General features: G+C 58.3%; 19 protein-coding genes. 8 read left to right on the forward strand and 11 right to left on the reverse strand.

The genetic code is table 11. The features are described 5' to 3' along the window. Positions 1–52: 52 nt before the first annotated feature. On the reverse strand, positions 53–1,390 hold the full coding sequence (locus AC1RKH_RS10625; RefSeq protein WP_493062639.1) for an ammonium transporter: 1,338 nt from the start codon (positions 1,388–1,390) through the stop codon (positions 53–55). 33 nt (positions 1,391–1,423) lie between these two features. Next, positions 1,424–1,762: a P-II family nitrogen regulator gene (gene glnK / locus AC1RKH_RS10630; protein WP_002555808.1), complete on the reverse strand. Its 339-nt coding sequence runs from the start codon at positions 1,760–1,762 to the stop codon at positions 1,424–1,426. A gap of 414 nt (positions 1,763–2,176) precedes the next feature. On the opposite strand from glnK, the gene AC1RKH_RS10635 reads away from it, so the two are divergent. Beyond that, a complete protein-coding gene (locus tag AC1RKH_RS10635) occupies positions 2,177–2,437 on the forward strand; it encodes an accessory factor UbiK family protein (RefSeq protein WP_259497511.1) in 261 nt (86 codons plus the stop codon). Between the two features lie 385 nt (positions 2,438–2,822). Continuing rightward, positions 2,823–3,350: a BRO-N domain-containing protein gene (locus AC1RKH_RS10640; RefSeq protein WP_493062640.1), complete on the forward strand. Its 528-nt coding sequence runs from the start codon at positions 2,823–2,825 to the stop codon at positions 3,348–3,350. A gap of 57 nt (positions 3,351–3,407) precedes the next feature. Here the strand turns inward: AC1RKH_RS10640 and AC1RKH_RS10645 are convergent, their stop codons facing one another. Together AC1RKH_RS10645 and AC1RKH_RS10650 are read right to left on the reverse strand one after the other, a co-directional pair. Then, positions 3,408–3,713 (reverse strand): HigA family addiction module antitoxin, encoded by a 306-nt coding sequence (locus AC1RKH_RS10645; protein WP_493062641.1) that lies wholly within the window; start codon positions 3,711–3,713, stop codon positions 3,408–3,410. 8 nt (positions 3,714–3,721) lie between these two features. Next, a complete protein-coding gene (locus AC1RKH_RS10650; protein WP_145014168.1) occupies positions 3,722–4,000 on the reverse strand; it encodes a type II toxin-antitoxin system RelE/ParE family toxin in 279 nt (92 codons plus the stop codon). 274 nt (positions 4,001–4,274) lie between these two features. Between AC1RKH_RS10650 and AC1RKH_RS10655 the strand changes: the two genes are divergently transcribed. The 3 genes from AC1RKH_RS10655 (at position 4,275) to AC1RKH_RS10665 (ending at position 8,521) form a co-directional block, all read left to right on the forward strand. After that, positions 4,275–4,679, forward strand: a complete 405-nt coding sequence (locus AC1RKH_RS10655) for a hypothetical protein (protein ID WP_493062642.1) — start codon at positions 4,275–4,277, stop codon at positions 4,677–4,679. Continuing rightward, positions 4,633–6,723, forward strand: a complete 2,091-nt coding sequence (locus AC1RKH_RS10660) for an acyltransferase family protein (protein ID WP_493062643.1) — start codon at positions 4,633–4,635, stop codon at positions 6,721–6,723. Before AC1RKH_RS10655 ends, AC1RKH_RS10660 begins: the two co-directional genes overlap by 47 nt. Positions 6,724–7,027: 304 nt before the next feature. Then, the gene (locus AC1RKH_RS10665; RefSeq protein ID WP_493062644.1) at positions 7,028–8,521 is read left to right on the forward strand and encodes a YifB family Mg chelatase-like AAA ATPase; all 1,494 of its coding nucleotides are present in this window, start codon (positions 7,028–7,030) and stop codon (positions 8,519–8,521) included. 6 nt (positions 8,522–8,527) lie between these two features. On the opposite strand, the gene AC1RKH_RS10670 is transcribed toward AC1RKH_RS10665, so the two are convergent. Both AC1RKH_RS10670 and AC1RKH_RS10675 read right to left on the reverse strand, forming a co-directional pair. Further along, positions 8,528–9,742 (reverse strand): aldose 1-epimerase family protein, encoded by a 1,215-nt coding sequence (locus AC1RKH_RS10670; RefSeq protein ID WP_493062645.1) that lies wholly within the window; start codon positions 9,740–9,742, stop codon positions 8,528–8,530. 153 nt (positions 9,743–9,895) lie between these two features. Continuing rightward, a complete protein-coding gene (locus AC1RKH_RS10675) occupies positions 9,896–10,816 on the reverse strand; it encodes a LysR substrate-binding domain-containing protein (protein WP_123426193.1) in 921 nt (306 codons plus the stop codon). Positions 10,817–10,974: 158 nt separating this feature from the next. On the opposite strand from AC1RKH_RS10675, the gene AC1RKH_RS10680 reads away from it, so the two are divergent. Further along, on the forward strand, positions 10,975–12,372 hold the full coding sequence (locus AC1RKH_RS10680) for a NorM family multidrug efflux MATE transporter (RefSeq protein WP_493062646.1): 1,398 nt from the start codon (positions 10,975–10,977) through the stop codon (positions 12,370–12,372). 121 nt (positions 12,373–12,493) lie between these two features. On the opposite strand, the gene AC1RKH_RS10685 is transcribed toward AC1RKH_RS10680, so the two are convergent. Further along, the gene (locus tag AC1RKH_RS10685; RefSeq protein WP_493062647.1) at positions 12,494–14,167 is read right to left on the reverse strand and encodes a putative bifunctional diguanylate cyclase/phosphodiesterase; all 1,674 of its coding nucleotides are present in this window, start codon (positions 14,165–14,167) and stop codon (positions 12,494–12,496) included. Between the two features lie 264 nt (positions 14,168–14,431). On the opposite strand from AC1RKH_RS10685, the gene rep reads away from it, so the two are divergent. Both rep and AC1RKH_RS10695 read left to right on the forward strand, forming a co-directional pair. Next, entirely contained in the window at positions 14,432–16,441 is a 2,010-nt protein-coding gene (gene rep, locus AC1RKH_RS10690; RefSeq protein WP_493062648.1) for a DNA helicase Rep, read from the forward strand. 73 nt (positions 16,442–16,514) lie between these two features. Then, positions 16,515–17,087 (forward strand): xanthine phosphoribosyltransferase, encoded by a 573-nt coding sequence (locus AC1RKH_RS10695; protein ID WP_493062649.1) that lies wholly within the window; start codon positions 16,515–16,517, stop codon positions 17,085–17,087. Positions 17,088–17,257: 170 nt separating this feature from the next. Here AC1RKH_RS10695 and AC1RKH_RS10700 read toward each other — a convergent pair whose 3' ends face one another. From AC1RKH_RS10700 to alr, 4 genes are all read right to left on the reverse strand, one after another. Further along, entirely contained in the window at positions 17,258–19,180 is a 1,923-nt protein-coding gene (locus AC1RKH_RS10700) for an acetyl-CoA hydrolase/transferase C-terminal domain-containing protein (protein WP_493062650.1), read from the reverse strand. Between the two features lie 134 nt (positions 19,181–19,314). Next, on the reverse strand, positions 19,315–19,731 hold the full coding sequence (locus AC1RKH_RS10705; RefSeq protein WP_493062821.1) for a c-type cytochrome: 417 nt from the start codon (positions 19,729–19,731) through the stop codon (positions 19,315–19,317). Between the two features lie 182 nt (positions 19,732–19,913). After that, positions 19,914–20,462, reverse strand: a complete 549-nt coding sequence (locus AC1RKH_RS10710) for a cupin domain-containing protein (RefSeq protein ID WP_019694258.1) — start codon at positions 20,460–20,462, stop codon at positions 19,914–19,916. A gap of 127 nt (positions 20,463–20,589) precedes the next feature. Further along, positions 20,590–21,663 carry an alanine racemase gene (alr, locus tag AC1RKH_RS10715; protein ID WP_123426188.1) on the reverse strand — a complete coding sequence of 358 codons (1,074 nt, stop codon included), beginning with the start codon at positions 21,661–21,663 and terminating at the stop codon, positions 20,590–20,592. Positions 21,664–21,733: the final 70 nt, after the last annotated feature.

The following is a 21,733-nucleotide window of genomic DNA, read 5'->3' on the forward strand; positions in this document are numbered from 1 at the left end:
AAATCCAGACAAAAAAATGCCCGGCAAGCCGGGCAAATTTTTATGCGCTTGCTTACATGTTGTAGCCGCGCTCGTTGTGAAGTGCCAGATCGATACCCACCGACTCTTCTTCCTCGGAAATGCGCAGACCCATGACGGCGTCCAGCACCTTGAGAATGATGAAGGTGGCGATCGCGGTGTAGATCACCGTGAAACCCACGCCTTTGCACTGAATCCAGACTTGTGCCGCGATATCGGTCACGGTGCCGAAGCCACCCAGCGACGGAGCCGCGAATACACCTGTGAGAATCGCGCCGAGGATACCGCCGATACCGTGTACGCCGAAGGCGTCGAGGGAATCGTCGTAACCCAGTTTGCGTTTCAGCGTCGTGGCACAGAAGAAGCACACCACGCCCGCTGCCAGACCGATGATCAGCGAACCCATCGGGCCAACGGTGCCCGCAGCCGGAGTGATCGCAACCAGGCCGGCAACCACGCCCGAAGCAATACCCAATGCGCTAGGTTTGCCGTGGGTCAGCCACTCGGCGAACATCCAGCCCAGGGCCGCTGCGGCGGTAGCGATCTGAGTCACCAGCATGGCCATACCGGCAGTGCCGTTGGCGGCTGAAGCGGAACCGGCGTTGAAGCCGAACCAGCCGACCCACAACATCGCGGCGCCCATCAGGGTGTAACCGAGGTTGTGCGGAGCCATCGGCGTGGTCGGGAAGCCTTTGCGCTTGCCCAGTACCAGGCACGCCACCAGACCTGCGACACCGGCGTTGATGTGGACCACGGTGCCGCCCGCGAAGTCGAGCACGCCCCAGTCGCCCAACAGCGAACCCGGACCGCTCCAGACCATGTGCGCGATCGGCGCGTAAACCACGGTGAACCAGATGCCCATGAACACCATCATTGCGGAGAACTTCATCCGCTCGGCGAAGGCACCGACGATCAGCGCCGGGGTGATGATCGCGAAGGTCATCTGATAGGTGACAAACACTGCCTCGGGAAACAGCGCCGTAGGGCCAGTAATACTGGCGGGCGTGATGCCGGCAAGGAACGCCTTGGCGAAGCTGCCGACAAAGGAATTGAGGTTGACGACGTTTGCTTCCATGCCAGTCGTGTCAAACGCCATGCTGTAGCCATAAAGAAACCACAGGATGGTGACCAGGCCGGTAATGGCGAAGCACTGCATCATCAACGAAAGAACGTTTTTGGAACGAACCATGCCGCCGTAGAACAGCGCGAGACCTGGAATGGTCATGAACAGCACGAGGGCAGTAGAGGTCAACATCCAGGCGGTATCGCCGGAATTGAGGACTGGAGGAGCCACCGGATCTGCCGCCATGGCCAGGCCGGGCATTACGATGGACAACAGGGCTCCTAGCCCTGCGAATTTACGCAGAGTCATTTTGTTTTCTCCTGGGGCGTTGGGTTTGGCGGCTTAGATTGCGTCGGTATCGGTTTCGCCGGTACGGATGCGAATAGCCTGTTCCAGATTGACTACGAAGATCTTGCCGTCACCAATCTTGCCGGTGTTGGCCGCCTTGGTTATCGCCTCGATAACCCGGTCAAGATCCTTGTCGTCAATGGCGACATCAATCTTCACCTTGGGCAGGAAATCGACCACGTACTCCGCGCCGCGATACAGCTCGGTGTGACCCTTCTGCCGACCGAAGCCTTTGACCTCAGTAACGGTAATGCCCTGCACGCCGATTTCGGACAACGACTCGCGTACGTCATCCAGTTTGAACGGCTTGATGATGGCAGTGACTAGCTTCATGAAAACTCTCTCCCGAATTGGTGGACTTGCCCCAGGAAAACAAACCCGACTCAAGTCTAAGCGCAGTGCCTGGCTTTGTAACGCATCGTCGGCCCGACTCTTCCGACTGACGCCAGTTAACCGCTCCTGACGAAACTCCCCGCTCCGCCTGCCACACTGCATTCGTCACAGCGACTGCATCAGTGCATGGGTCACAAGGGACTAAGCAGAAAGCTTGCCATCTCGTGAAAAACCACTGATTTCAATCACTTGGTCGATACCGCGGGCGCCAATGCCCAATCGCCACCACCAATACGCACAACAACGGTGCGACAACGCCCGGCAACATGCGCGAAAAGCGTGCACCCGCGCCCGCGCCATTGACTATAGACACTGCGTGATACACTGCCGGCCATTGTTTCCAGGACATTTCCCATGCTCGCGCCCAAAGACTTCCTCGATGCCCTGAGCGGCACCGCCTCCCGCCTGTTCAGCGGCGAAACCCCGCTGCCAAAAAGCGAAATCGAAAGCCAGTTCAAAGCCCTGCTGCAAAGCGGCTTCAGCAAGCTTGATCTAGTGAGCCGGGAAGAATTCGACAGCCAGATGGTCGTCCTGGCGCGCACCCGGGCACGTCTTGAGAGCCTTGAGACAAAAGTCGCCGAGTTGGAAGCGAAGCTCAATCCACCGGCTGAATGACCCCACAAATCCCCTGTGGGAGCGAGCTTGCTCGCGATTAGGGTCGGCACGACCCTCCTGCTATTTCCGGATTCAGCTCCACTTCCAGGCTGAGTCCTACAAAAACCACCACTGCTTTCCGATTGCGCCGCCAAGCCCCGGTTCCTAAGCTCACCTCAGCTGAATGTTCAGCACTGGGTTTGGCGACCTGGAAAGCTTAAGGTGCACGACGACCATCCGATGGCGGGCTCTTTTTTTCCGTCGACTCGAGTCATGGCGGCTGTGCGTGGGAGATCTTCGGGTCTGCCGGGTTCCTTTTGCTCCGGTTCGCCAACCCGCGTATAGCTGCCACCTAATCGTTTGGCGACGATTGCTGACAGCCCCTTAAGCAAAAGGAGCTGCATCGATGAATAGCAATGACGCCTACCTGATCCCTCACGTCTTCACCCGCCACAAACTCCACCTCCACGCCCTGCTGCTGGAAAACCAGCCTTGGTTCAGCGCCCGCGACCTCGGTCGATTGCTTCGGCTTTTCCTCGACGAACGCGCTCTACGCAAACTCGACCCTGATCAACACCAAACCGTGACAATGCACATCCACGGCTGCATCGAACATACGCTGCTGATCAGCGAGTCCGGCGTCTATGCGCTGCTGGTTTATCACTACTGCCCCGAATACCGAGGCCTACGGGAATGGCTGACCCACGACGTGGTCCCAGCCCTCAGAGATGCCCAACAACCCGCCACAACCGAACGCCCGATACTGAGCCTATTGAATTGGCCGGAAATGTCGCTGAGCTTGCTGCACTGGAACAACCAGCCGTGGATTCGGTTGCAAGATGTTCCACACATGTTGCCGGATGGGGAGCGGCCACGAAATGCGGTCAATGCCCCGTGGTGGAAGCGGGCTTCGAGAATGCTTCAAGCATTCTGAACCTCCAAAAAAGAACCCCACATTCCTGGCGTGGGGTTCGATCAATCCAGACAGCGATCAGGCGCAGTGCGCAAGGCGCTCAACCTGATCACGGATCGCGGCACCCCGTTCAATCTCGGCTTTGCGCAAATCGTAAGTCGATTGCAGATTCAGCCAAAACTCAGGAGTGGTATCCAGGCAGATGGAAAGCCTGAGCGCCATGTCAGCACTGACGCCCCGACGCTGGAGCACGATGTCGTTCACCGTAGGTGTCGAGACATTCAATGCTCTGGCCAAGGCTGCAGCCGTAAGGTTCAAAGGTTCCAGGTATTCCTCTTTGAGGATCTCGCCGGGATGAACCGGGCGCATACCATTCTTAGTCATTACTCACCTCAGTGATAATCGACGATTTCGACATTTTCCGGCCCGTTAGGACCCCAAATAAAGCAAATTCGCCATTGAGCATTGATGCGGACGCTGTGCTGCCCTTTGCGATTTCCCTCCAGCGCCTCCAGACGATTGCCCGGTGGTGATCGAAGGTCCATCAGCACGGCAGCGGCATCAAGCATCGTCAGCTTTCGTTCTATGACGCTCAGAATGGCTGACCACAGACGGGTCCTACCGTTGCGAAACAGGTACTCGGTCTCAGAACATTTAAAGCTAACGATCATAATTTAAAGCTTAACGTTATGCATTAATCTTGAGTGTATAGCCAGCATCCATAAAAGCAAATCCGCTGTGGTGCCACTCGGCTACCTTTCAAAATTATCGGAATTTGACTACCTGAATAGCGTCAAAAGGTCCTTACATCTGGGCCAACTCTCACAAAAATCCGCGTCAATTCCGATTGCTCCAACCCCTTCGTCGCCCTTTCTGCTCACAGGCCCGCAAACCATTCCGCAAAAGGCGCCTATGAAACACAAAAAACAAAAGGCCAAACCATGAATGGTTGCTGAGTTTCATGCCGAGGAACTCCGCTTAGCTGGCAACGTTTCTGCTAGTCAGCGCCACTGTCTGAAAGTAGTAGCAGCTCATGGCAAAGAGCTTGAATCCTCCTTCCTAAGAAACCGCCTGAATCAGGCGGGTTTATTTGCGCCAGCCGGAGTACTCGCCATCGGCAAAGGACAGCTGCTGCATCGAAGGATGCTCCAGATGACAGGGCCTATTTCACCAGATCAGGAAGTGATTCTTAAACCACCCACTAATACCAACACAAAGCGCCTACCCAACCCCAATCATTTTATTGATTTAAAAGTAACAAGGCATTATCTTGCTGCCCTTTTATCTCGAGCAAAGCTGAAACATGAAGTTGATCAGACGCTGGCTGGAAATCCTGAACACCATGTGTAATGGAAGATTTAGTGCAGAGGGCAATGCGTTTCGGCGAGATATAAATGGATTAAGAGCTTTAGCGGTCACTGCGGTTGTACTCTATCACTTCAATATTGGCGGACTGACGGGAGGGTTTATTGGAGTAGATATCTTTTTTGTCATCTCAGGTTTCCTGATGTCAGGTATTATTGCCAGAGGATTGCAACAGGGTAATTTCTCCATATTTGCATTTTACTGGTCGCGGGCAAAACGCATAATACCCGCACTGGTCATTGTTGCCGCCATTTTGCTGGTATTGGGCTGGTTTTTCCTGGCTCCCAATGAATACAAACTGCTCGCAAAACACGTTCGCCAATCCCTATTTTTCCTATCCAATATCAGCTACCTGAGAGAGTCGGGATATTTCGACAGCGCGAGCCATAGTAAATGGCTGCTCCATACATGGTCATTGTCCGTCGAATGGCAGTTCTACCTGGCACTGCCCATTTTGTTGGCCGCCGTATGGAAGTTTTTTCCAGGCAAGAGGGCAATGATCTTTGTTCACTTGATTGTACTGGCTTGCTCATTTTTGACCTGTCTATGGCTGACTAAAACTTCGCAGCAACAAGCATTTTATCTTTTACAGTCACGGGCCTGGGAGATGCTTCTTGGCGGCCTGTGCTTCCTGCTTGTGTCGGAACTGAAGCTGTCGCTGATCGCTCGCAGAGCATTGGAGTCTGGCGGGCTGTTCTTGATTGTAGCCTCGATATTTTCGTTAGAATCTTCTGATGCATGGCCCGGGTTTCTGGCGCTGCTCCCGACAATAGGCGCAGTGATGGTACTGGCGGCCAAGCGTGAGGATTCTCTGTGGAGTAACAATCGGATTACCGAATGGCTGGGTACGCGCTCTTATTCTTTGTACCTATGGCATTGGCCTCTGGTGGCCGGATTATTTTATTTTTATCAGCAGGACAATACCCTCTGGATAGCCGGGGCGATTCTGCTGGCGTTGCTAATGAGCGAACTTTCCTATCGGATAGTGGAGCAGCCGGTAAGGCGTGGGTTGCAGCAATCGAGTCTACCTCGTGCTGTAGCGTCCCTGGCAGGTCTGGTGATATTGAGTGTGGGCGCGGCTCAGTTTGTAGTGAACAAGGACGGCTTATCTGACCGCATGTCTGCGGAAATCATCCAGATGATAGAGAAGGCCCAGATCGTAAATAATCCCCGCGGCGGGGAATGCCTGGCTAAAGGGGTTCCCTGTGTGTATGGGGGGCCGGACATCAAGGCAATCATCATAGGCGATAGTCATGCGTCGGCCCTGGTAACAGTCGCACAAGGCGCTCTGTCCACGCCGGAGCAGGGGATTTACTTTGAAGCTGCTCCCGCTTGCTTGCCAGTTCCCGGCTTGAACATCAGAGAACACCTCAGCAGCGATCATGATGATCCTTGCATCCACATGAAAGAGCTGCTTGCAAAAACGCTGGAAACAGAAATGAGCGAGGTGCCGCTGATTATAATCAACCGAACGTCCATGTATCCACTTGGATACAACGGCATTGATCAAACACAGAAGCGCAAGCCACAGGCCTATGCCTCAACACCCGTTGATGAGCCTTCTTCTGACTCGCTAAAGGAATTCGGTCAACTCTATATTGAGAGTGCGTGTGCCATGGCTAAAAAGCGCCCGGTTTACCTCATGCGTCCGGTACCGGAAATGAAGGTTGAAGTACCGGATGCGGTCGGCAAGGAGATGCTGTTGGGTAGTCCGCGCGATTTCACCCTCAGTCGTGAAGAATATAAAGCGCGCAATGATTTTGTCTGGAGTATCCAAGATCAAGCCCATGAGCAATGCGGTGTGCACATTCTTGATCCGCTGCCCTACCTCTGCGATGAAAAAGTCTGTTACGGAAGCAAAAGTGGGGAACCGCTATATTTAGATGATAATCATCTTAATGCGCATGGCGGTCGCCTGCTGGCACCTATGTTTTCCAAGGCTTTTTCATCCATGCCTTACATGCAAGTTCATGTTGGCGCCGCCGAAGCGAATCAACCAACACCGAGCATCTCTCCGCCAAAAGCTTAACCCTTGTTCCCGTGACGCTTGCTTCATGGTTGCCATACCGATATTGAGGTCACGAACCACCTCGGCTTGAGTCGGTTTTCTGGATTTGAGCACCGCGCGGCTACTATCGTAGCCGTCGTTGCCGCACATCCTGTTCAGCCAGGGCGTGCTTGGGGGCGTGCCTGCTGGACTCGACATTGCGCAGTTACGAGCGATCTCTGCCGATCAAGACACATGCCGTAGAAGTTCTGCCCCCGCCCTCTTCCCGCCCCCGACTATCCTTGATCACGCCGCAGGACGCGGCTGCCGTCATCAAGGAATGATCATGTCTCTGGCCATCGTCCATAGCCGCGCCCAGGTCGGCGTCGAAGCGCCCGCCGTCACCGTAGAAGTCCATCTGGCCAACGGCTTGCCGTCGCTGACGATGGTGGGTTTGCCGGAGGCAGCGGTGAAAGAAAGCAAGGACCGGGTGCGCAGTGCGATCATCAATTCCGGGCTGCAATTTCCGGCGCGGCGCATCACCTTGAATCTCGCCCCGGCCGATTTACCGAAGGACGGTGGGCGCTTTGATCTGGCGATCGCCCTTGGGATTCTGGCTGCCAGTGTGCAGGTGCCGACTCTGACGCTGGATGATGTGGAGTGTCTGGGAGAACTGGCGCTGTCAGGCGCGGTGCGGGCGGTTCGTGGTGTCTTGCCGGCAGCACTCGCGGCGCGCAAGGCCGGCCGATCGTTGATGGTGCCGCGGGCAAATGCCGAGGAAGCGTGCCTGGCGTCAGGATTAAAGGTCATTGCAGTGGATCATCTGCTGGAGGCGGTCGCGCATTTCAATGGCCACACGCCCATAGAACCGTATGTTTCCAATGGTTTGCTCTACGCCAGCAAACCCTACCCCGATTTAAATGAAGTGCAGGGCCAACTCGCCGCCAAACGCGCCTTGCTGATCGCCGCTGCGGGCGCTCACAACCTGCTGTTCAGCGGGCCACCCGGAACGGGGAAAACTCTGCTGGCGAGTCGTTTGCCTGGGCTGTTGCCGCCACTGGCCGAGAGCGAAGCGCTGGAAGTCGCGGCGATTCAATCGGTCACCAGTTGTGTGCCATTGAGCCATTGGCCTCAACGACCGTTCCGCCAGCCACACCATTCGGCGTCCGGCCCGGCACTGGTGGGCGGAGGCTCGAAACCACAGCCCGGTGAAATCACCCTCGCCCACCATGGCGTTCTATTCCTCGACGAGTTGCCGGAGTTTGATCGCAAGGTGCTGGAGGTGCTGAGAGAGCCCTTGGAGTCGGGGTGCATCGTGATATCCCGAGCCCGTGACCGCGTACGTTTCCCCGCGCGCTTTCAACTGGTGGCTGCCATGAATCCGTGCCCCTGTGGATATCTAGGCGAGCCGAGCGGACGCTGCTGCTGTTCTCCGGACCAGATCCAGCGTTATCGCAACAAGCTGTCGGGACCGCTGCTGGACCGAATTGATCTGCACCTGACGGTTGCTCGCGAAGCCACGGCGTTGAATCCGGCACCAAAACCCGGCGATGACACCGTAACCGCCGCAGCCCTGGTCGCGGACGCGAGGGAGCGGCAACACAAACGCCAGGGCTGCGCCAATGCCTTCCTCGATTTGCCGGGCCTGCGCCGACACTGCACGTTATCCACAGCCGACGAAACCTGGCTGGAAACCGCATGCGAGCGATTGACCTTGTCGCTGAGGGCCGCGCACCGCCTGCTCAAAGTGGCCCGCACCCTGGCGGACCTTGAGCAGGTCGATGGCATCACCCGCGAGCACCTGGCCGAGGCGCTGCAGTATCGACCGACCACCCACTAGTCGAGGTTATTCCTTACTGAGATCCACCAACGGCGTTTGCCGTACCTCAGTCTCCCGCGTCCCCTGAATCTCGCTCACCAGCGCCAGCGCTTTATCCACCGCCGCTTTATCCGCCAGCAAGCTGTAGCTGATCTGGAACTGCTTCTGTTCCTTGGCCGCAATCATCGGCACCAGGCTCAGTGGGCGCTGATACCGGCGGTTGTAGGAAAAACTCGTCCCCGGCTCTAGCCCCGTGACATAGCCCTGCCCTTGGGTATCAGTGTTTTTCCACAGGGAGAACACCGGCAATTGCCGGGTATTAAAGCCAACCGACACCCCGAGGCTGCCCGCCTTGTTATGCAGCACCGCCAGCGTGTCGCCCTTGGTATCGGCATACGGCACGACGTTGTAAACCGTCTCGTCGTAGTCCTTGGTCGGCGCACGGTAGGTTTGCCAGTCGGGCAAATCCCCTTTGGCCTTGTCATTGAACGGTGACACCTGTTTCACCGGCGCGGCGAAGCGGGCGCCCTGTTCCAGGAACGGGGTGCTGAAGTTGCTGTGGTAGAGCGCCTGGTATTCCTTCGGATAGTCGCCGTTGTTGGTCAGGGTGTCGTTGAGGGCGAAGCGCACGCTGCCGGGTTCGGTGACCAGTTCAGTCATCACCGAGAAGTCGACTTTCTTGAACGCCTGTTCTTTCAACTCGCCGCGCAGGCTGATGGCATAGGGTGGCTTTTCATCGATGTGCAAAGTGACTTTGCTGGCCGGGATGTTGGCGGCGCGGCCATGAAGAGTCAGCAGTTCGCCGTTGTCCATGCCGGGATGGCCGACCCATTCGTAGCCACAGCGCGCGACCAGTTCGTTGAAGCCTTCCAGCCAGCCCAGTCCACCGCGGCCGTTGAGTTCGATGAAGGATGGATTGACCACATCCTTGACCGGCGAATCCCAACCCATGCGCACATTACCTACTGACGCCTGTAGGACGTTCATCCCACGGGTCGGCACCACCGAGAGCTTCATCGTGCCGTTATCAATGTCGACGATGCTGACGCCCTCCTGCCGACCGCCGTGCAGGGTGCGCAGGGTCACGGAGAAGGGTTTGTCGGTTTTCACACCGAGCTGCTGGCTGGTGATCTGCTGGTTCTGGGCAGCCTTGTCGGTGTCGAGCAGCACGTAATCCCAAGCCATGACGTGGGAGGCAGCAGTCATTGCGCCGAGAGTGACGAGCAGTTTGAGCGGGATCATGAGAAGAGCCTTTCTTGGAGTTGTGCAATTTTTATAGCGCTGATGAAACGTTTCAGCAAGCTTAAAAACGGCATAACTACCGCAAACCATCACTTGGCTCACTCCCACTCGATCAGCAGCGGACAAAGCCGCCATTGCGACGATCACATCGATTCAGCCGAGGCGCTCGACATCCGGCAATTCCATGGCCTGGACCTCGCCCTGGAGGAAATCGCTGAGGCGGCGCAAACGTTCACCGCCAGGGCGGGTTTTCGGCCAGACCAGGTAATAATTCAGACCGCTCGCAACGGCGGTTGGCCACGGCAAACTCAGACGCCCCTGAGCCACATCTTCGGCCACCATCAGCAAGTCGCCCATCGACACCCCGTAACCTCGGGCGGCGGCGATCATCCCCAGTTCCAGCGTATCGAACACCTGCCCGCCCTTGAGCGACACCTGCTCGGACAGGCCCATGCGCTCCAGCCAACTGCGCCAGTCACGCCGATCGGGAGTCGGGTGGAGCAATTCAGTGCTGGCCAGCCGCTCGACATCCCACGGCTGATCATTCAACAGATTCGGCGAACCGACCGGGATCAGCAGCTCCGGGAACAGATAACTGGCTTCCCAGTCCGGTGGAAAGTGCCCGTTGCTCAGCAACACGGCGCAATCGAACGGTTCGTGATTGAAGTCCACCGAATCGACGTCCATCCAGGCGCTGGTCAGCTGCACCTCGTTGCCCGGCTGCAAATGCCGGAAGCGACTGAGTCGCGCCAGAAGCCAGCGCATGGTCAGGGTCGAAGGGGCTTTCATGCGCAAGACGTCATCTTCGGCGCGCAGGGTATTGCAGGCCCGCTCCAGCGCGCCAAAGCCTTCACGCACGCCCGGCAGCAGCAAACGCGCAGCCTCGGTCAGTTGCAGATTGCGCCCGCTGCGCTGAAACAGCCGACAGGCAAAATGCTCCTCCAGCGTACGCACATGTCGGCTGACGGCACTTTGGGTAATCGACAGTTCTTCAGCCGCACGGGTAAACGAACTGTGCCGCGCCGCGGCCTCGAAAGCGCGAAGGGCATAAAGCGGAGGAAGACGACGAGACATCAGGAAAGCTCCTATAGCGCGACCCTGAAACCTTATCAGAAACTCTCCATCATGAGTTTTAATCATGCGAGCAATCGTTTTTATCCCTTTGTGCAAACGCTTGCGAGCGCCGAGAATCAACCCTTCCCACTTTGTCAGACTAAACGAGCGTGATGATCATGCAGCATCCAGCACGTACCGAACTCCGGGCCATCCTGCGGCTGGCGGGGCCGTTGATTGCCTCGCAGTTGGCGCACATGCTGATGATCCTCACCGATACCTTGATGATGGCCAGGCTCAGTCCGGAGGCGTTGGCCGGTGGCGGCCTGGGTGCGGCGAGCTATTCGTTCGTGTCGATTTTCTGCCTCGGCGTGATTGCCGCGGTCGGCACGCTGGTGGCGATCCGTCAGGGTGCCGGCGACATCGAAGGCGCCACACGGCTGACCCAGGCCGGGCTCTGGCTGGCGTGGTTGATGGCCTTGGTGGCGGGTTTGCTGTTGTGGAACCTCAAACCGGTGTTGCTGCTGTTCGGCCAGACCGAAAGCAACGTACACGCGGCCGGCCAGTTCCTGTTGATTCTGCCGTTCGCCCTGCCCGGCTACCTGAGCTTCATGGCCTTGCGCGGTTTTACCAGCGCCATCGGCCGGACGACGCCGGTGATGGTCATCAGCCTTATCGGGACCGTGGCCAACTTCCTGCTCAACTATGCGTTGATCACCGGTATGTTCGGCCTGCCGAAAATGGGTTTGATGGGGATCGGCCTGGTCACGGCCATCGTCGCCAACTGCATGGCACTGGGCCTGGCCTGGCATATTCGCCGGCACCCGGCTTACGACGCGTTTCCGCTGCGCAAAGGCCTGTCACGGCCCAATCGCCAGTACCTGCGCGAACTGTGGCGTCTGGGCCTGCCGATTGGCGGCACCTACGCGGTAGAGGTCGGCCTGTTTGCGTTCGCTGCGTTGTGCATGGGCACCATGGGCAGCACGCAATTGGCGGCGCATCAGATCGCCCTGCAAATCGTCTCGGTGGCGTTCATGATTCCGGCGGGATTGTCGTATGCGATCACCATGCGCATCGGCCAGCATTACGGTGCCGGGCAATTGCTCGATGCACGCTTGGCCGGGCGGGTCGGGATTGCTTTTGGTGGCGCGGCGATGCTCGGGTTTGCCATGGTCTTCTGGCTGCTGCCCAATCAACTGGTGGGGCTATTCCTGGACCAAAACGACCCGGCGTTTCGCGAGGTGATCAACCTTGCGGTGAGCCTGTTGATGGTGGCGGCATGGTTCGAATTTTTCGACGGCACGCAAACCATCGCCATGGGCTGTATTCGTGGGCTTAAGGACGCCAAGACCACTTTCCTGGTCGGCCTCGCCTGCTATTGGCTGATCGGCGCACCGGCTGCGTGGTGGATGGCTTTCCACCTCAATTGGGGGCCTACCGGCGTCTGGTGGGGTCTGGCGCTGGGGCTGGCCTGCTCGGCCGTGAGCCTGACGCTGGCGTTTGAATGGAAGATGAAGCGGATGATTCGGCGCGAGCCTGCGCCACAGGCGAGCTTCGAGATTCCCCAGACAGAATGAGTTCCCTGTGGGAGCGAGCCTGCTCGCGATGAGGACCTGACATTCAACCATGAGGTGACTGTCAGACCGCTATCGCGAGCAGGCTCGCTCCCACAGGTTTCGCGCCAATCGCCAGATTGGGTTAAACCACCACATCCAGCATCGTCTGTTGGCTGCTGCCGAAGGTCAGATACTCAACCAACTCCGCCAACGGCAACGGCTTGCTGATCAGGTAACCCTGCACCTGATCACAACCAAAGCCGCGCAGCAGTTCAAGCTGTTCAGGGGTTTCAACGCCCTCGGCGACCACTTCCAGGTTGAGGTTGTGGGCCAGGTTGATCATTGCGTGGACCAGCTTGCGATTTTCCTCCCGCATCTCCATCCCACCAACGAAGCTCTTGTCGATCTTCAGCAAGGCAATCGGCAGGCTATTGAGGTGCACGAACGATGAAAAACCGGTACCGAAGTCGTCCAGGGAGAAACGCACGCCCAGACGCCCCAAAGCGTCCATGGTCTGTTTGACCAGATCGCTGCGGCGCATCACTGCGGTTTCCGTCAGTTCGAATTCCAGCCACTGCGCTTCGACGCCACGCTCGGCAATCAGCCGACTCAAGGTCGACAGTAGCTGACTGTCCTGAAACTGCCGGAACGACAGGTTCACGGCCATGTGCAATGGCGGCAGACCGCGCTCGCGTAACGCCTGCATGTCACGCAAGGCGCGGGAAATTACCCAGTACCCCAACGGCACGATCAAACCGCTCTGCTCGGCCAGCGGCACGAACTCGCTCGGCGGCAACAACCCGCGCTCGCCATGGCGCCAGCGCACCAGCGCTTCGAGGCCGACAATCTGCCCGTCGTCCAGGTTCAGCCGAGGCTGGTAATGCAGTTCCAGCTCATCGCGACGCAAGGCCCGGCGCAGTTCGCTTTCAAGATCGGCGAGGCTGCGCGCATTGCGGTTGATGCGTTCATTGAAGATGTGAAAGGTGCAGCCCTGAGTGCTTTTGGCTTGCTGCATGGCGATGTGTGCGTGCCACATCAGCGGGTCGGCGCCAGCCTGTGCGCGGGCGTGGGCAATGCCCAGGCTGCAACCGATCAACAGGCTTTCGCCGTCGACCCAGTAGGGCTCGGCCATGACTTCGGTGATGCGCTCGGCCATCCACTCGGCGCGTTGTGGTGCGCGGCGGGTGTCGATGAGCAAGGCAAACTCGTCGCTGCCCAGACGCGCCAGTTGATCGCCGGCCTCAAGCTGGCTCTTGAGCCGCGAGACCACTTGCAGGATCAACCGGTCACCGGCCTGGTGGCCGAGGGCGTCGTTGGCGTGTCGGAAGTTGTCGAGGTCGAGGTGCCCAAGCGCCAGGCCGCGGCCGTCGCTCTCCGCCAGACGCGCCGCCAGCAGGGTCTGAAACCCCTGGCGATTGGCAATGCCGGTCAGCGGGTCCTGCTCGGCGAGGCGCTGCAAGGTGTTTTCGAGCACGCCGCGCTCGCGCACATGGCGCAGGCAGCGGCGCAATGTATCCACATCCAGTGCATCGCGAACCAGCCAGTCGCTGACACCGTCCGGTGGGGTGGACGGTTCATGTTCGAGCAACAGCACCGTCGGCAGGCTGCAACGGCCCGGCTCCGGTTGAAGCGCTGGAATGGTCAACAGGACCGCACTGCGATTGTCAGCAAATAGACTGCTCACCGACTCCCAGGTCGGTGCACTGATCAGCACAGCCGAGCTCCCCATAGGAGCCAGACACTCGCGTAACAACGCTGCCCACGCTGGCTCTTCGGCCAGTAGCAGCAAACGCAAGGGTTCGACAGGCGTAGACAAGCTAGCTCCCTAGACTCTGCAAAAGATGTTGGCGGCGGGCATTATGACGCGCAGATAAACAACGGCCAATGATATTGATTATCAAACACTCTTTTGTACCGCTGTGAATTGAACATTAGTCGCCAATTCAGCACGCATCCTGCGGGAAAGTAACAAAACCGGCAAATTTAGATAGCGTGGTACGTCACAAGTCGGAGAGAGGGGCAGAATCTGTGCATCCTGTTAAAATGCCCGCCCTTTTCGCAAACGACTCCCTTTTCCGTCATGTCCCGACTCAATCCCCGGCAGCAAGAAGCCGTGAGCTACGTCGGCGGCCCTCTTTTGGTGCTCGCCGGTGCTGGCTCCGGCAAGACCAGTGTAATCACCCGCAAGATCGCCCACCTGATCCAGAGCTGCGGCATTCGCGCGCAGTACATCGTCGCCATGACCTTTACCAACAAGGCCGCGCGCGAGATGAAGGAACGGGTCGGTACCTTGCTCAAGGGTGGCGAAGGGCGCGGCCTGACGGTGTGCACGTTCCACAACCTTGGGCTGAACATCATCCGCAAGGAGCATGTGCGGTTGGGCTACAAACCCGGTTTCTCGATTTTCGACGAGGCCGACGTCAAAGCCCTGATGACCGACATCATGCAAAAGGAATACTCGGGCGACGACGGCGTCGACGAGATCAAGAACATGATCGGCGCGTGGAAGAACGACCTGATCCTGCCGCCCGAAGCCCTGGAAAACGCGCGCAACCCCAAGGAACAGACCGCCGCCATCGTCTACACCCACTATCAGCGCACGCTCAAGGCGTTCAATGCGGTGGACTTCGACGACCTGATCCTGCTGCCGGTGAAACTGTTCCAGGAACACGCCGACATCCTCGAAAAGTGGCAGAACAAAGTCCGCTACCTGTTGGTGGACGAATACCAGGACACCAACGCCAGCCAGTATTTGCTGGTGAAATTGCTGATCGGCACACGCAACCAGTTCACCGTGGTCGGCGACGATGACCAGTCGATCTACGCCTGGCGCGGTGCCCGTCCGGAAAACCTGATGCTGCTCAAGGACGACTACCCGTCCTTGAAAGTGGTGATGCTGGAGCAGAACTACCGCTCCACCAGCCGCATCCTGCGCTGCGCCAACGTGCTGATCTCGAACAACCCCCACGAGTTTGAAAAACAGCTGTGGAGCGAGATGGGCCACGGCGACGAGATCCGCGTGATCCGCTGCCGCAACGAAGACGCCGAAGCCGAGCGCGTGGCCGTGGAACTGCTGACCCTGCACTTGCGCACGGATCGGCCGTACAGCGACTTCGCCATTCTGTATCGCGGTAACTACCAGGCCAAGCTGATCGAACTGAAGCTGCAACACCACCAGATTCCGTATCGCCTTTCCGGTGGCAACAGCTTCTTCGGACGTCAGGAAGTCAAGGACCTGATGGCCTACTTCCGCCTGATCGTGAACCCGGATGACGACAACGCCTTCCTGCGAGTGATCAACGTCCCACGCCGGGAAATCGGTTCGACCACGCTGGAAAAACTCGGCAATTATGCGACCGAACGCAAGATCTCGATGTACGCCGCCACCGATGAAATCGGCCTGGGCGAACACCTGGACAACCGCTTCACCGATCGTCTGGCACGCTTCAAGCGTTTCATGGACCGCGTGCGTGAGCAGTGCGCCGGCGAAGACCCGATCTCCGCCCTGCGCAGCATGGTCATGGACATCGACTACGAGAACTGGCTGCGTACCAACAGCTCCAGCGACAAGGCCGCCGACTACCGCATGGGTAACGTCTGGTTCCTGATCGAAGCGCTGAAGAACACCCTGGAAAAAGACGAAGACGGCGAAATGACCGTCGAAGACGCGATTGGCAAGCTGGTCTTGCGCGACATGCTCGAACGTCAGCAGGAAGAGGAAGACGGCGCCGAAGGCGTGCAGATGATGACCTTGCACGCCTCCAAGGGACTGGAATTCCCCTACGTGTTCATCATGGGCATGGAGGAAGAAATCCTCCCGCACCGCTCCAGTATCGAAGCCGACACCATCGAAGAAGAACGCCGATTGGCCTACGTCGGGATTACCCGCGCACGTCAGACCCTGGCCTTCACCTTTGCTGCCAAGCGCAAACAATATGGCGAAATCATCGACTGCGCGCCGAGCCGTTTCCTCGATGAGTTGCCGCCGGACGACCTGGCCTGGGAAGGCAACGACGACACTCCGACCGAAGTCAAAGCCGTGCGTGGCAACACCGCATTGGCGGATATCCGCGCGATGTTAAAGCGCTAGAATCGATTATTTTTTAACCGAATACTTTTAACAGAGCTTAGGGGCGCACAAGGCGCCAAAAGAGGAAAGCTTCATGGAAGCACTGCACAAGAAAATTCGCGAAGAAGGCATCGTGCTTTCCGACCAGGTCCTGAAAGTCGACGCCTTTCTGAACCACCAGATCGACCCGCAATTGATGAAGCTGATCGGCGACGAATTCGCCACGCTGTTCAAGGACTCGGGCGTCACCAAGATCGTCACCATCGAAGCATCGGGCATTGCGCCGGCGATCATGACCGGTCTGAACCTGGGTGTGCCGGTGATCTTCGCCCGCAAGCACCAGTCACTGACCCTGACCGAGAACCTGCTGTCGGCGACGGTGTACTCGTTCACCAAGCAGACCGAAAGCACTGTGGCCATTTCCCCACGTCACCTGACCAGCAGCGACCGCGTGCTGATCATCGACGACTTCCTGGCCAACGGTAAGGCGTCGCAGGCGCTGATCTCGATCATCAAACAGGCCGGCGCCACCGTGGCAGGCCTGGGTATCGTGATCGAGAAATCGTTCCAGGGCGGCCGCGCCGAACTGGACGCGCAAGGCTACCGCGTCGAATCCCTGGCCCGGGTCAAGTCCCTGGCGGGCGGCGTTGTGACCTTTATCGAATAAGAGCAGCTGCCAGTTTTAAGCTTCAAGCTGCAAGCCCGCTCCAACAAGTACACCGCTGTACCTGTGGGAGCGAGCTTGCTCGCGATGAGGCCATAACATTCAGCATCAATGTCGGCTGTTACACCGCCATCGCGAGCAGGCTCGCTCCCACAGTTGTTATGTGTGAACTGTTACTGCGCGGTGGCCTTCAGGCCTGCCAGCAGCAACCGCTGATACACATCCTCCTTCAACCCTTCCGGCTTCGTCAGCTGCATCCGTTCCAGATGCACGGGAAACTCCGACGGCTGCGGCGCATCCAGTGCGGCTTTGCCCAGCTCCAGAATCTCGGAGAGTTTGAACTTGCTCTTGAGCCAGTTCAGCGCCCGCAACAAATCCCGTTCCTCGCTGCTGAAGTCACTGCCCAACGGATACTCCGGAAACAATCGAGAGTGCCGTGCAGCAATCGCCTGCAAGCGCTGTGGGCTGTTGTTGGTGAAACGCGGATCGAGGCGAAAATCCTTCGGCAGCTTGCCGGCCTTCTGCGCCTGTTCGATCAAGCCTGGCTGGAAGCGCGAATCGCTGATGTTGAGCAACGCTTCGATCACCTTCGCGTCGGTCTTGCCGCGTAAATCGGCAATGCCGTATTCGGTGATCACAATGTCGCGCAAGTGCCGTGGGATTGTGCAGTGGCCGTACGCCCAGACCATGTTCGAGCTCACTTCACCGCCCGACTCACGCCAGCTCCGCAGGATCAGAATCGAGCGCGCACCTTCCAGTGCATGGCCCTGGACGACGAAGTTGTATTGCCCGCCGACACCGCTGAGCACCCGCCCGTCCTCCAGCTGATCCGCCACGCCAGCGCCGAGCAGGGTCATGGTGAAAGCGCTGTTGATAAAGCGTGCATCCAGACGCTGCAAGCGTTTGAGTTCTTCATGACCGTACAGCTCGTTGATGTAGCTGATGGCGGTCATGTTGAATTCTGCGAGCTTGCTGTGGGGTAAATCCCGCAGTCGCTGATAAAAGCTGCGCGGTCCAACGAAAAATCCGCCGTGTATCGAGATGCCGCCTACCTGAGCCGACTCATCCAGAGTCCCGGCATTGGCTTGCTGTTGAAGGGCGACGCTCGGATAAACCTTACGCCGCACGATTCCGGCGTCGGACAACGCCAGCAGACCGTTGACGAACATCTCGCTGCAACCATAAAGCCCCTTGGCGAAGGGCTCCACGCCGCCTTCACGGCTGATCAGTGGCGCCCAGTAATGCGCATCAAGGTCCGTCAGCAGTGCACGATAACCGTCGTTATCCGCCTGCCGGGCCAAAAGCGCGGCGGTCAGTGCGTCGCCCATGGCACCGATGCCGATTTGCAGGGTTCCGCCGTCCCGCACCAGGGTACTGGCGTGCAGGCCGATGAAGTGATCCTGAACGCCCACCGGCATATTCGGTGTGGAAAACAGCGTGCTGCCCTCCTCCTCGTCGATCAACAGATCAAACACCTCACGGTAGACTTCCGAGTCTCCCGGCATGTACGGCAGATCCCGGTGAACCTGGCCGAGCAGCAGAATGGTTTCTCCGGCAGCGCGACGCTTGGCGATCATCGGCAGCAGGTCGAGGGTGATATCCGGGTTGCAACTCAGGCTCAGCCGCTCTGGCTGCTGCGGATCATGGGCCAGCAGTTGCGCCACCAGGTTCAATCCGGCGGCGTTGATGTCGCGGGCGGCGTGGCTGTAGTTGCTGCTGATGTAGTCCTGCTGCGCCGAGGCGCTGTGCAGCAAGCTGCCAGGCTGCATGAAGAACTGTTCGATGCGAATGTTCGTCGGGAGGCTGTCACGGTGCAGGTCGGCGAGAAAATCCAGCTCGGGATAGTCGCCAAACACTCGCTCGATGAAGGGTTCCAGAAAGCGCCGCTGCAAACCGTCGCCCAATGCCGGACGTCCAAGACTCAACGCGGTGTACACCGTCAACTTTCGCTCGGGCAGTTGGGCAATGCGCTGATAGAGCGCGTTGACGAAACGGTTGGGCTTGCCCAGCCCCAGCGGCAGGCCGAGGTGAATATGCGCAGGCAAACGTGCGAGCACGTCATCGACTGCCTGTTCGATTGATACCGACTGCACCATCAGACCCTCCCGACCTGTCCATGAATTGAGGTGGGTCCGAGCTTGCCGCGTCCTGATCGTCATGACCAGTCTTGCGCTCAAATCTCAGGCACAAAAAAGCCGCTAACAAGCGGCTTTTTCACTGGAGATGGGGCTTATTTCAGGCCGGACATCTTCTGGATGGCGCCTTCAAGGTCTTTCACTTCGCAGTCGCTGCATGTGCCTTTTGGCGGCATCGCATTGAGACCTGTCAACGCTACTTTCGCCAGGCCAGCAGCAGTGCCGCCTTCTTTGTCGGCGCGTTTTTTCCAGTCTGCAGCATCACCGATTTTCGGTGCGCCCAGCAGACCCGTGCCATGGCAAGCATTGCAATGTTTGGCAATGATTTCATCGGGGGTTTTCGCTGCACCGCCGCCTACCGCAGCGGCGACTTCCATCCCCTTGCACTCTTGACCTTGTACACAGACCTGGCCGACGGGCTCAAGGCGCTTGGCGATGTCGTCAGTGGTCGACGCTTGAGCGCTGACTGCCCAAAGGGCCAATACGGTTGCTGGTGCGGCCAGCATTTTCATAATTAGGTTCACGCGTACACCCTCAATGGTGGCTAGTCACGCCCACGGCCACGGTTTCGCAGGCGGGCGCAAGTATAGCGGTTAGCCCGCCACACTGAAACAACCCTAAAGTCCAAGGGGTATTAAGTCGTGGCGAAATGCAGCTTGGGCGACTCGCAAAACCTTGCCGGACGCCTCTTTTCTTAGAAATTCGCCGGTGTTGCTGCGCTGATTAGTCGCGCTGGCGCATCGAACGGATTTCGGAAACGGTGCGGTTTGGTGCTTTCGAAATAGTAGCTGTCACCGGCCTCGAGCACGAATGTCTCAAGCCCGACCACCAGTTCCAGCCGACCTTCGAGCAGAATCCCGGTTTCTTCGCCCTCATGGGTGAGCATCTCTTCACCGGTATCGGCGCCTGGCGGGTAGATCTCGTTGAGGAACGCGATAGCACGGCTCGGATGGGCCTTGCCGACCAGTTTCATGGTCACGGCACCATCGGAGATATCAATCAGCTCGTTGGCTTTGTAGACGATCTGCGTCGGTTTTTCCTGGAGAATTTCTTCGGAAAAGAACTCGACCATGGACATGGGGATGCCGCCAAGTACCTTCCTCAGCGAACTGATCGAGGGGCTGACGCTGTTTTTCTCGATCATCGAAATGGTGCTATTGGTAACGCCTGCCCGCTTGGCGAGCTCTCGCTGGGATAGACCTTTCAGTTTACGGATCGATTGCAGTCGTTCACCGACGTCCAATGCATTAGCCTCCCAGGATTCAGATTGTGTGGATAGTGAGCGTTATCATGGCGACAGCGTTCAGTATTTACAACACTTGGGTCTGAATCCCGTTCAGCAAAACGACTTCTGGTATCGACCTCCAGCCTCAGCTCCCGGAATAGAGCCGTGGCACGCGACGCAGGTTGCAGAATATCTGGTAGGGAATGGTCCCGGCAGCCATGGCTACGTCGCTGGCCAGGATGTTTTTACCCCACAATTCGACGGTAGAACCGAGGCCGGCCTGCGGCACGTCGGTCAAATCGATACAGAGCATGTCCATCGACACTCGTCCCAGCAGCTGGCTGCGCTGCCCGGCCACCAACACCGGTGTGCCGGTAGGTGCCTGACGCGGATAACCGTCGGCATAGCCCATGGCGACCACGCCGATGCGCATCGGCTTTTGGGTGATGAACTTCGCCCCGTAGCCCACCGGCTCACCGGCCGGTAATTCGCGCACGCTGATGACTTTCGATTCCAGGGTCATCACCGGTTGCAAGCGCGCTGCCACAGCGTTGGCTTCTTCAAAAGGTGTCGCGCCATAGAGCATGATGCCCGGGCGCACCCAATCGCTCGGCACCTGCGGCCAGCCCAGCACCGCTGGCGAGTTACGCAAGCTGACCTGTGCCGACAAGCCCTGACGCGCCGCTTCAAACACCGCAACCTGCTCCGCCGCGCTACTGCTATGCAGCTCATCGGCGCGCGCAAAGTGGCTCATCAGCACGATCTTCGAAACTTTGCCGCTGGCCAGCAGACGTTGGTAGGCCGCCTGATAATCCGCTGGATGCAGACCGACCCGGTGCATGCCCGAATCAAGCTTGAGCCAGACTGTGATCGGCTTGCTCAACGCGGCTTTCTCGATGGCTTCGAGCTGCCACAGCGAATGCACCACGCACCAGAAATCATGCTCAACGATCAGCGACAGCTCATCGGCTTCGAAAAAGCCTTCGAGCAGCAAAACCGGCGCACGAATGCCGGCGGCGCGCAGCTCCAGGGCTTCTTCGATGCAGGCTACGGCAAAACCATCCGCCTCGGCCTCCAGGGCCTGGGCACAGCGCACCGCGCCATGGCCGTAGGCATCGGCCTTGATCACCGCGAGGGCGCGAGCCCCCGAGACTTCTCGGGCCAGTTGGTAGTTATGACGCAGGGCTTGAAGATCGATCAGGGCACGGGCAGGACGCATGGCGGCAGACTTCTAGGCGGTCATGGGGAAGAAAAAACCGGCGCAGACTAACGGCGTGAACCGCCAGTAG

It is taken from the genome of Pseudomonas sp. GW822-FHT06B12, assembly GCF_058799675.1.

Bases quoted from the DNA above. Each gene is read 5' to 3' on its own strand.
- AC1RKH_RS10625 (WP_493062639.1), bottom strand. From the start codon at position 1,390: ATGACTCTGCGTAAATTCGCAGGGCTAGGAGCCCTGTTGTCCATCGTA.
- glnK (WP_002555808.1), bottom strand. From the start codon at position 1,762: ATGAAGCTAGTCACTGCCATCATCAAGCCGTTCAAACTGGATGACGTA.
- AC1RKH_RS10635 (WP_259497511.1), top strand. From the start codon at position 2,177: ATGCTCGCGCCCAAAGACTTCCTCGATGCCCTGAGCGGCACCGCCTCC.
- AC1RKH_RS10640 (WP_493062640.1), top strand. From the start codon at position 2,823: ATGAATAGCAATGACGCCTACCTGATCCCTCACGTCTTCACCCGCCAC.
- AC1RKH_RS10645 (WP_493062641.1), bottom strand. From the start codon at position 3,713: ATGACTAAGAATGGTATGCGCCCGGTTCATCCCGGCGAGATCCTCAAA.
- AC1RKH_RS10650 (WP_145014168.1), bottom strand. From the start codon at position 4,000: ATGATCGTTAGCTTTAAATGTTCTGAGACCGAGTACCTGTTTCGCAAC.
- AC1RKH_RS10655 (WP_493062642.1), top strand. From the start codon at position 4,275: ATGGTTGCTGAGTTTCATGCCGAGGAACTCCGCTTAGCTGGCAACGTT.
- AC1RKH_RS10660 (WP_493062643.1), top strand. From the start codon at position 4,633: ATGAAGTTGATCAGACGCTGGCTGGAAATCCTGAACACCATGTGTAAT.
- AC1RKH_RS10665 (WP_493062644.1), top strand. From the start codon at position 7,028: ATGTCTCTGGCCATCGTCCATAGCCGCGCCCAGGTCGGCGTCGAAGCG.
- AC1RKH_RS10670 (WP_493062645.1), bottom strand. From the start codon at position 9,742: ATGATCCCGCTCAAACTGCTCGTCACTCTCGGCGCAATGACTGCTGCC.
- AC1RKH_RS10675 (WP_123426193.1), bottom strand. From the start codon at position 10,816: ATGTCTCGTCGTCTTCCTCCGCTTTATGCCCTTCGCGCTTTCGAGGCC.
- AC1RKH_RS10680 (WP_493062646.1), top strand. From the start codon at position 10,975: ATGCAGCATCCAGCACGTACCGAACTCCGGGCCATCCTGCGGCTGGCG.
- rep (WP_493062648.1), top strand. From the start codon at position 14,432: ATGTCCCGACTCAATCCCCGGCAGCAAGAAGCCGTGAGCTACGTCGGC.
- AC1RKH_RS10695 (WP_493062649.1), top strand. From the start codon at position 16,515: ATGGAAGCACTGCACAAGAAAATTCGCGAAGAAGGCATCGTGCTTTCC.
- AC1RKH_RS10700 (WP_493062650.1), bottom strand. From the start codon at position 19,180: ATGGTGCAGTCGGTATCAATCGAACAGGCAGTCGATGACGTGCTCGCA.
- AC1RKH_RS10705 (WP_493062821.1), bottom strand. From the start codon at position 19,731: ATGAAAATGCTGGCCGCACCAGCAACCGTATTGGCCCTTTGGGCAGTC.
- alr (WP_123426188.1), bottom strand. From the start codon at position 21,663: ATGCGTCCTGCCCGTGCCCTGATCGATCTTCAAGCCCTGCGTCATAAC.